Below are 3,437 nucleotides of genomic sequence, written 5' to 3'. Positions count from 1 at the left end.
ATGCGGATTCTAGTGACGGGCGGTTGCGGGTTCATTGGTTCGGCGGTTGTGCGCCGTCTGATCGGGTTTACGGGGCACGAGGTGGTCAATGTGGACTGCCTGACCTACGCGGCGTCGGCGGGGTCGACGGCGGAGGTGGCGTCCGACCCGCGCTATGTGCATGTGCGCGCCGACATCTGCGACGGGGCGGCGCTGCGGGCGATCCTGGCGGCGCATCGCCCCGACGCGGTGATGCACCTGGCGGCGGAAAGCCATGTCGACCGCTCGATCGACGGGCCCGGCGCCTTCGTGCAGACCAACGTGGTCGGCACCTACACCCTGCTGGAGGCCGTGCGGGAATACTGGTCGGGCCTGGACGCCGCGGCACGCGCCGCCTTCCGCTTCCACCATGTCTCGACCGACGAGGTGTTCGGCACGCTCGGCCCTGCCGACGCCCCCTTCACCGAGGCGACGCCCTACGACCCGCGCAGCCCCTATTCCGCCACCAAGGCGGCATCGGACCATCTGGTGCGGGCCTGGCAGCATACCTACGGCCTGCCGGCCTTCGTCACCAACACCACCAACAATTACGGCTTCTGGCATTTCCCCGAGAAGCTGATCCCGCTGGTGACGATCAACGCCATCGCCGGCCGGCCCCTGCCGGTCTATGGCGACGGCAGCAACATGCGCGACTGGCTGTTCGTCGACGACCATGCCGAGGCCCTGGTGCTGGCGGTGGAGCGCGGCCAGCCGGGCAAGACCTACGCCATCGGCGCCCGCCAGCCCCGCACCAACCTGGACGTGGTCCGCGCCATCTGCCGCGAGCTGGACGCGCTGCTGCCCGACCCGGCCGGACCGCGCGCCCGCCTGATCCACCATGTCCCCGACCGGCCCGGCCATGATTTCCGCTACGAGATCGACCCCGCGCGCGCCGAGGCCGCCCTGGGCTGGCGCGCGCGCCACGATTTCGACACCGGCATCCGCCGCACCGTGCGCTGGTACCTGGAGCATCGCGACTGGTGGACCGCCCTGCAGGCCCGCCACGACAGCGGCCGGCGGCTGGGCGTGGTCGCCTCCCCGCAGGAGACGGCAGGCCAGGAAACCGCGGCCCGGGAGACGGCGGCATGAGCACGCACCCCGTGGACACCGCAATGAAGGGCATCCTGCTGGCCGGCGGCTCGGGCACGCGCCTGCATCCGATGACGCTGGCGGCGAGCAAGCAGCTGCTGCCCGTCTACGACAAGCCGATGATCTTCTACCCGCTGTCGACGCTGATGCTGGCCGGCATCCGCGACATCATGATCATCTCGACCCCCGCCGACCTGCCGCAGTTCGAGCGCCTGCTGGGCGACGGCTCACGCTACGGCGTGCGCTTCACCTATCGCGTGCAGCCCACCCCCGACGGCATCGCCCAGGCCTTCGTGATCGCCGGCGACTGGCTGGACGGCGCCCCCTGCGCGCTGGCGCTGGGCGACAACCTGATCTTCGCCGACCATCTGGGGGTGCTGCTGCGCGCGGCGGCGCGGCGCACCGAGGGGGCGACGGTGTTCGCCTACCAGGTCCGCGATCCCGAACGCTACGGCGTGGTCGCCTTCGACGATGACGGCCGGGCCTGCGACCTGGTCGAGAAGCCCGAGCAGCCGCCCTCGAACTGGGCGGTCACCGGCCTGTATTTCTACGATGCCCGCGTCGGCGAGCTGGCCCGCCGCATCCAGCCCTCGCCCCGCGGCGAGCTGGAGATCACCGACCTCAACCGCATCTACCTCGAGGAGGGCTCGCTGCATGTCGAGCGGCTGGGCCGCGGCTGCGCCTGGCTCGATGCCGGCATGCCCGACAGCCTGATGCAGGCCGGGCTGTTCGTGCAGACCATCCAGTCCCGCCAGGGCATGCTGGTCGGATCCCCCGCCGAGGTCGCCTTCCGCATGGGCTATATCGACGCCGACCAGCTGCGCGCCATCGCGACGACCATGGGCAAGACCGAGCTGGGCCGCCTGCTGCACGAGCTGGCAAACGGAGAAGTGCCCCGGTGAAGGTCGAACGGCTGGCCCTTCCGGACATCGTCCTGGTCACCCCGCCGCGCTTCGGCGACGAGCGGGGGTTCTTCTCGGAAACCTACAACGCCGCGCGGATGGCGGCGGCGGGGATCGACGCCGTCTTCGTGCAGGACAATCACAGCCTGTCGCGCCGGCGCGGCGTGGTGCGCGGCCTGCACTGCCAGCTGCCGCCCCATCCGCAGGGCAAGCTGGTGCGCTGCACGCGCGGCGCGATCTGGGACGTCGCGGTCGATGCGCGGCAGGGCTCGCCCACCTTCGGACGATGGGTCGCCGCCGAACTGACGGCGGAGAACGGGTCGCAGCTGTGGATCCCGGCAGGCTTCCTGCACGGCTTCTGCACCCTGACCGACGCGGCCGAGGTGCAATATAAATGCACCGACGTCTGGAGCCGCGACTGCGAGCGCTCGGTCCGCTGGGACGATCCCGACCTGGGCATCGCCTGGCCGGTGGCCGCCGGCGACGCCATCCTGTCCGACAAGGACGCCGCCGCCGCCCCCTTCGCCGCCGTGCGGGACTGGTTCTGATGGCCGGCGCCGACACGCCCGCCGGCCCGATCCTGGTGATCGGGCGATCGGGGCAGCTCGCGACGGCGCTGGCGCGCTCCGGCCATCCCGGCCTGCGCTGCCTGGGGCGGCCCGACCTCGATTTCGACCGGCCGGAGACGCTGGATGCCGCCCTGACGGCCGCAGAGCCCGGCCTGGTGATCAACGCCGCCGCCTGGACGGCGGTGGACGCGGCCGAGGACGACGTGGCCGGCGCCACCCGCGCCAACCGCGACGGGCCGGCCCTGCTGGCCGCGCTGTGCGCCGAACGCGCCATCCCGCTGGTCCATGTCTCGACCGACTATGTGTTCGACGGCAGCAAGGGCGCGCCCTATGTCGAAACCGATCCGACCGCGCCGCGCACCGTCTATGGCCGCAGCAAGGCCGAGGGCGAGCAGGCGGTGCTGGCCGCCCACGGCCGCGCCATCATCCTGCGCACCGCCTGGGTCTATTCGCCCTACGGACGGAATTTCGTGCGGACCATGCTGACGGCGGGGGCGAAGCACCCGGTGCTGCGGGTGGTGGGCGACCAGCACGGCAACCCGACCAGCGCCGAGGACCTGGCGGAGGCCATCCTGGCCATCGCCGGCCGCATCGCCCGGGACGGCTGGCACGACGCGTTCGCCGGGATCTTCCACGCCGCCGGAAGCGGCGCCACCACCTGGCACGGGCTGGCGACGGCGACGCTGCAGCACGCCGCCCGCCCGGGCCGGCCCATGCCCCAGGTCACCGCCATCGCCACCGCCGACTGGCCCACCCCCGCCCCCCGCCCGCAGGATTCCCGCCTGGACTGCGCCAGGCTGGAACAGGTCTTCGGCATCCGACTGCCACACTGGCAGAACAGCGTCGCAAGGACGGTCGC

Annotated in this window: 4 protein-coding genes; all 4 read left to right on the top strand. The window is 72.0% G+C overall.

The window, feature by feature from the left end:
* Window positions 1-1,107, top strand: a complete 1,107-nt coding sequence (rfbB, locus tag HLH28_RS17690) for a dTDP-glucose 4,6-dehydratase (RefSeq protein ID WP_182961920.1) — start codon at window positions 1-3, stop codon at window positions 1,105-1,107.
* Window positions 1,104-2,009 (top strand): glucose-1-phosphate thymidylyltransferase RfbA, encoded by a 906-nt coding sequence (rfbA, locus tag HLH28_RS17685; protein WP_182961919.1) that lies wholly within the window; start codon window positions 1,104-1,106, stop codon window positions 2,007-2,009. Before rfbB ends, rfbA begins: the two co-directional genes overlap by 4 nt.
* Window positions 2,006-2,557 carry a dTDP-4-dehydrorhamnose 3,5-epimerase gene (rfbC, locus tag HLH28_RS17680; RefSeq protein ID WP_182961918.1) on the top strand — a complete coding sequence of 184 codons (552 nt, stop codon included), beginning with the start codon at window positions 2,006-2,008 and terminating at the stop codon, window positions 2,555-2,557. The genes rfbA and rfbC overlap by 4 nt, the downstream gene beginning before the upstream one ends.
* A partial coding sequence (rfbD, locus tag HLH28_RS17675; protein ID WP_182961917.1) for a dTDP-4-dehydrorhamnose reductase occupies window positions 2,557-3,437 on the top strand: 881 nt, incomplete at its 3' end. The genes rfbC and rfbD, both read left to right, overlap by 1 nt.

The organism is Gluconacetobacter tumulisoli, assembly GCF_014174155.1.
In the GTDB taxonomy this organism is placed as follows: Bacteria; Pseudomonadota; Alphaproteobacteria; order Acetobacterales; family Acetobacteraceae; genus Gluconacetobacter; species Gluconacetobacter tumulisoli.
The sequence above is the reverse complement of the archived record's forward strand: the minus strand, read 5'-3'. Positions and strand labels throughout refer to the sequence as shown.

What these genes read in the sequence shown, in the direction of transcription:
- rfbB (WP_182961920.1), top strand. Translation starts at nt 1, where the DNA reads ATGCGGATTCTAGTGACGGGCGGTTGCGGGTTCATTGGTTCGGCGGTT.
- rfbA (WP_182961919.1), top strand. Translation starts at nt 1,104, where the DNA reads ATGAGCACGCACCCCGTGGACACCGCAATGAAGGGCATCCTGCTGGCC.